Raw genomic sequence first — 6,000 nt, 5'->3', positions numbered from 1 at the left:
CATGGCGAGTGTGGCGGCCCGGATGCGCGGAGGGTGGGTGTCAGCAACCGAATCCTACGCCACCTCAGCGGCTTACGCCACGCTCGCCAGCCTCTCAACAAGCCGCTGATGAATAAGACGGGCTAGACGTCGCACCCGAGAAGCTTCAGCCTTCCTTATAGGCCTTATAGGGCGGCTTCGTTTTGGACTGTACGTTCCCTCTAACGCTATCGCCCATCTACCTCGCTAAGAATTCCCCTTTATTTTCCCACCCGTTCGACTCGCAACAATTTACCAACGGAGTGCACAATTCCGAGTCTATGAAGTACACGCGGCAAAGTATATTCCAGTGGGTATGGTACCGACAGGCCACAAGGTCTCACCAGAGCGGCTCGAAGAACTCCGTCGCATCTATAAGGAAGTCACAGGAGAGGAGATTACTACAGAAGAGGCGACAGCAATGGCGCATCGTCTCCTCGCCCTCTATAGGCTCCTTTCGAGACCTTTGCCCGGCGAGATCGAGAAGACTGCTTCGGCACCGTCTCCGGCTCAAAGCGCTCTCGAAGAAGTTTGATATTGTGTAGGATACGCTGGCCGTCTTCAGTTTGAAGCTCGCGCCATACATCTTGTGACCAGGCAGCACATTTGCCTTTCAAAGTTCTAACGTCCTCGTCGACTCCCAGCAGAGTTGCCGAGCTGGCGCGCTGTCGGTCTCAGCGGAGGGTGTTTGTGCGTCTTTAGCAATTTCGACCGCCTAGCATCCTATCTGCTTGACAGTGCATGATATCCGGATGCGGAAGTCGACGGCACTTAACGTTTGTTATCGATCAACAGATGAACAGTCGGTTGAGCGGCAACGTCGGCTCGACAGCGCTTTTAACATTCTCTTCGACGAAGTATTGATAGCGGCTCGCCGCCCCGCATCGGATTCGACTCGTTTCGGAGGCGGCAGTAAACTGTAGTCTATGACTCGTCCTGAGCTAGCGGACGCAAAGCTGATTGCGATATACGCGAGAGTCTCGACTGCTCGACAGGAAGAGGAAGGAACCGTCGAGACCCAACTAATAGCGCTTCGCGATTTCGCTCATCAGCACGGTTATAGCATCGTCAAAGAGTATATTGACGACGGTTGGAGTGGAGACATTCTTGCCAGACCGTCACTGGATCAGCTGCGCCAGGAAGCGCGAGGAAAAACATGGCAGGCCGTTTTGGTCTATGACCCGGATCGGCTAGCTCGACGATATTCTTACCAAGAACTGGTGATGGACGAGCTGCGCGAGGCCGAAATTGAGATCATATTTGTTACTGTGTCTGCCCCGAAGAATAGCGAAGAGAAAATTTTGCATGGTGTGCGAGGTCTGTTTGCGGAGTATGAGCGGGCGAAAATCGCAGAACGCTTTCGGCTCGGTAAACTTCGCAAAGTAAAAGAGGGCCACATCCTCGTAAGCGAGGCACTCTATGGCTATAACTACATTCCTAAGCTCGATGGCAAGCACGGATATTACGAAATTGACCCTGAAGAAGCGCGGATTGTGAAATTGATTTTCAACTGGGTCGCCTATGAAGGCTGCACCTTGCGGAAAGTCGTGCGCAAATTACAGGGACTCGGCATAAAACCCCGCAGAAGCAAACGGGGGGTATGGAACACGAGTACGCTCAGCACATTGTTGAGGCACAAGGGGTACATCGGCGAAGCCCACTGGGGCGCATCATACGCCGTAGCGCCTCAGCATCCAATCAAGCAAGACGCGTATCGAAAAGTAAAAAAGACGAGTCGTCGAATGAGACCAGGAGACGAGTGGCTCATTATTCCGGTACCAGCGATCATAGATAAGGAGCTCTTCGAACGCGCTCGCGCACAACTCGACGCTAACTTCGCGCTGTCCCAACGGAACAAAAAGAACGAATATCTCCTTGCTGGCAAGATTCGATGCGTGTGCGGGAGGACTAGAACCGGCGAAGGACCGATGCAGGGCAAGCACCTGTATTATCGTTGCAGCGATAGAGTGCTCAGCTTTCCTCTGTCCGCAACGTGCAAAGAACGGGGAATAAATGCACGCGTCGCCGACAGGCTTGTGTGGGAGAAGATCGCCAATTTGATGGGCTCGGAAGAACTGCTCTCTGAACAGGTCAGTCGCTGGTTGGGGACGCGCCGGGCGAAATTGCAGTCATCTGGTGGCGACGTTGCCGCGGCGGAAAAGGAAGTTACTGCATTGAAGGAACAGGAGCATCGCTACAACAAGGCGTATGGCGCTGGCCTGTTCACGGTCGAACAGTTGAGGGAGTACACGATCCCGCTGCGGGAGAAACTCGCGTTGTTAAAAAACGAAATTGCGAGCGCGCAAAAAGAATCAAGCGCTATTGATGCCACCGAAATGCCGAGTGCCTCCGAGATCAAAGAATTCTCTGATGCGGCTCAGACAATGCTCCACAACTTGAGTTTTCAAGCGAGACGGGCGATACTACTGAACACGGTAGAGCAAGTCGTGGGAACACCCCAGCAATTACAGGTCCACGGCTATATTCCGGTAAAAGATCATGTCGAGTTCAAAACTAGCCATAGGCATGGTGTGAGCGCAACTCGACATCCGAAAACGCGCCACATTCCCTTTGAGTTTTGCATCGCGCTTCCAGCTCCTCGCTATGAACGAAATATCGTGAGCCGTGATCAGAAAGGGAGGATACTTCGATCCGTACCACCCACAGAGCATCGTTCGTGCCCCGAAGGAACAGAACCCAGTCTTTGAGTTGCTCATCAGGTCTGTACGCTCACTTCTATGCCGGGACCAGCGCAGGGCGAACAGAAAAGGAAGATCATCCCCACGGTTTCAGAGGTGCTCGAAGACGGGACGATTGTTGAACTCGTATACCGGCCGGAAACTCGGAACACGTCTCTTGCCATGTTCAATGCCGGACGCTGGACGCTGCAAAGCCAGGTCGACGTGTCGGAGCGGCACCGACTCGTCCCATTCTCTCCGAACAACAATCTTATCAAGAACGAGGTTGTGCTTCTGCCATCAGAGCCTCGCATCTACGGCAGTGAGCAACAGCTCGTTTCGGAAATTGCGGAGTTCATACATCGGTACACGGACCTCAGTCGGTCCTTCGAGAAGGTCGCTTGTTATTACGTCTTGCTGACGTGGCTCTACGATGCATTCAATGACCTGCCGTACCTGCGGCTTCGCGGCGACTTCGGCACGGGCAAGACGCGCATGCTCCTCACTATTGGTTCGCTTTGCTACAAACCGTTCTTCGCGAGCGGCGCTTCGACCGTCTCGCCAATATTCCATACGCTCGATGCGTTTCGCGGGACGCTAATCTTCGATGAGGCCGATTTTCGCTTTAGCGACGAGCGATCAGAAATTGTCAAAATTCTCAACAATGGCAATGTGCGTGGCATGCCGGTGCTGCGCACCATGATGAACCAACAACGGGAGTTCAACCCGCAGGCATTCCATGTGTTTGGTCCCAAGATCGTGGCCACGCGCGGCCTCTATGAAGATCGAGGATTAGAGAGCCGGTTTATCACAGAGGAAACGGGCGCACGTCCGCTTCGGGATGATGTTCCGATCAACCTTCCGGAAACGTTCAAGGAAGAAGCGCGCGAGCTACGCAACAAGCTGCTACTGTATCGCTTTCACAGAAGGCATGATGTCGAGCTCGACCCGACTTTGGCTGATCCAAAGCTCGAACCACGCCTCAACCAGATCATGTTGCCCCTACTCAGCGTCATAGGGGACCCGGGACTGCGTGCCGAACTTCGGCACGCGGCTCATAAGGCTCAGGCCTCGATCGTTGCGGAACGTGGCCTCCTCATGGAAGCTCAGGTGCTCGAAATTCTCGCGGAGTTAATGATTACGACAGACCGCCCGATCGTTCCCGTCGCCGATGTCACCATGGGGCTCATTGAGCGGTACGGCGCCGAGTACGAGCGACCGATTACGAACCGGTGGATTGGCAGTATTTTGAGAAAGAAGCTCAACCTGCAAACCTACAAGAGCCACGGCGTGTATGTAATTCCCAGGAACGAGAGGCAAAAAGTAGAGCTGCTGTGCGGCCGATACGGTGTGAATATCATCACCGATGTCCCGGCGGCAAAGGGGGACGTGGGGACTACGGGGACGTAGTAGCGCACCTTCCACAACGAAACAGGGTGACGAAATGTTCTAGTACGAGTACTTACAGCTCCAAGGCGCGGCGGCGCCCTTCACGCCCCCATGTCCCCACGTCCACCTCCTCGTCATGTGACGTTGTGCATGATTCCTACAGCCACGAGAGGAAATGGCGCGCCGCGTGTTCTGCGTCTCATTCGTTCCACGCGGGTACTTTTTCGCGTCTCGAAAGGGATCGTTACCGTAGGCGATTATAGTGAGCGTGCCTGTCATCTTACTGGCTGGCCGTATCACTATATGCACCACCCTCGCAGAGTGCCAATGAACTCTATGAAGAGCTTCAGGGCGATCCGTCCATGACAGCAATCGTCAAGGTGGACTTTCTTGAACAACGGAGTCAGGGATCGGAAACAAAGCCCGTCGATTCGACTGTTGAACTTCGTCGGTACGCGCTCGTGCTTGCCATCTATTTGAACACGCGCGGCTGCGGGTTCGTTTTGTTTGAAGGCCGTATGTCTCCGTTTGATTGGGGTATGCGCGAAATCCGCGGTCCTCGAAAGCATGTTCGTTGCGTCACGCGTATCATCAAGAAGTTCGATCGCTACCTGCCAGACGTTGTCGTTCTTCAAGGCACCTCGCCGGAGGGGGCACAGCGCGCACGGCGGATCGCCGACTTCAATGCGGCGATTGCCGAGCTGGCGAAGAGCCGTGGAATTCCGGTCTACCTATATTCTCGCGATCAGGTTCGAGCGGCTTTCGACTACCTCGGTTGCGTCAATAAACATGCTCTGGCTGAGGTGATTGCAAAGCACATCCCGGCGCTCGAGCGGTACGTTCCGCCGCGGAAGCCTTGGATGAGCGAGAACGCGCGTATGGGAATCTTTGACGCGGCGGCTTTGGGGCTGAGATTGGTTTACTCAATTAATAGGAAGGACCGGCAGGCGACATAGCCGCTCGCCGTTCGTGAGTCAAAATGTCACATTCACGATCAGTTCTCAGCGGCGACTGGCCGTGATTCAATCCTCACCACATCCAGGAGTAAGACTGTGATGGGTGAAATAGCGGATCGACAACGGGGACAGCTCTGCACCCGGCTCCTGTCCCGGACAACGATCGCGTTCTTCGGCACCGGTAGGAGCTTGAGCAAGATCGAAGTTCTTGCCTCAAGTGGAATTGGTCATTTTATCCTCGTCGACGGCGGCATCGTCGTACCCGAAAACATTGGTCAGTCCGGCTTCGCGTGCGATGACATCGGACAACTAAAGGGGGATGTTGCTGCCAATCGTGTCATGCGCATTAATCCAGATGCGCGCGTCGAGACGTTCGGCTGCCGCGACAATGAGCTTGAAGATCTCGACGCCGTCCTTGGAAGTGCCGATCTCGTCATCGACGGAACAGATAGTTTGTCCGCAGCAATTCGACTGAGCCGAGCCGCCGTTCGGCTCGGCATCGATGCGTTGCATATCAGGACGGAAGGCGACAATCGGCAATACGTTATCGCGGGCACTTTGCGGAATCCTGCGGGGCTCGGCTGCGTGCGGTGCTTTCTCAAGAGCGCGTGCGATCGTCATGAGGCCGGACATCAATCGCCGCCGTTTTTCAATAGTCACCGCATCGTTCCGGAGACCTTGAATGTCAAGGCGGCGTGGGTCGCGCTCGGACTTCTCCACTACCGGGTTGGCTCGACGTTATCCATCGCATCCATTGGGGAGCATTTCACCCAGCTGCCATGCTGGATCGGGTTGAATGGAATTCATGCCGCAAGTGGAGAGATTTTTCCGATCCGAGCCTACCGCGAGCCGCTTCCCGTCGGCTGGCGGTGCCCGGTGTGTGGCACGAGCGCGTGCGCGAAGCCTCCGGTGCAGCGCCCGGAAGACCCTAACCAGGAGCGCGATAGGCAATGAGGAGA

General features: G+C 55.0%; 4 protein-coding genes. All 4 read left to right on the top strand.

From position 1 onward, the window contains the following. Positions 1-944 precede the first annotated feature (944 nt). The 4 genes from AC066Y_RS40300 (at position 945) to AC066Y_RS40285 (ending at position 5,995) form a co-directional block, all read left to right on the top strand. On the top strand, positions 945-2,726 hold the full coding sequence (locus tag AC066Y_RS40300; RefSeq protein WP_478278688.1) for a recombinase family protein: 1,782 nt from the start codon (positions 945-947) through the stop codon (positions 2,724-2,726). 30 nt (positions 2,727-2,756) lie between these two features. Continuing rightward, on the top strand, positions 2,757-4,106 hold the full coding sequence (locus AC066Y_RS40295; RefSeq protein ID WP_478278687.1) for a hypothetical protein: 1,350 nt from the start codon (positions 2,757-2,759) through the stop codon (positions 4,104-4,106). A 341-nt stretch (positions 4,107-4,447) separates the two neighbouring features. Continuing rightward, the gene (locus AC066Y_RS40290) at positions 4,448-5,041 is read left to right on the top strand and encodes a hypothetical protein (protein ID WP_478278686.1); all 594 of its coding nucleotides are present in this window, start codon (positions 4,448-4,450) and stop codon (positions 5,039-5,041) included. 189 nt (positions 5,042-5,230) lie between these two features. Beyond that, positions 5,231-5,995: a HesA/MoeB/ThiF family protein gene (locus tag AC066Y_RS40285; RefSeq protein WP_478278685.1), complete on the top strand. Its 765-nt coding sequence runs from the start codon at positions 5,231-5,233 to the stop codon at positions 5,993-5,995. Positions 5,996-6,000 lie beyond the last annotated feature (5 nt).

It is taken from the genome of Bradyrhizobium sp. USDA3010 (genome assembly GCF_056429065.1).
The sequence above is the reverse complement of the archived record's forward strand: the minus strand, read 5'-3'. Positions and strand labels throughout refer to the sequence as shown.

Coding starts and splice junctions, on each gene's coding strand:
- AC066Y_RS40300 (WP_478278688.1), top strand. CDS start 945: ATGACTCGTCCTGAGCTAGCGGACGCAAAGCTGATTGCGATATACGCG.
- AC066Y_RS40295 (WP_478278687.1), top strand. CDS start 2,757: ATGCCGGGACCAGCGCAGGGCGAACAGAAAAGGAAGATCATCCCCACG.
- AC066Y_RS40290 (WP_478278686.1), top strand. CDS start 4,448: ATGACAGCAATCGTCAAGGTGGACTTTCTTGAACAACGGAGTCAGGGA.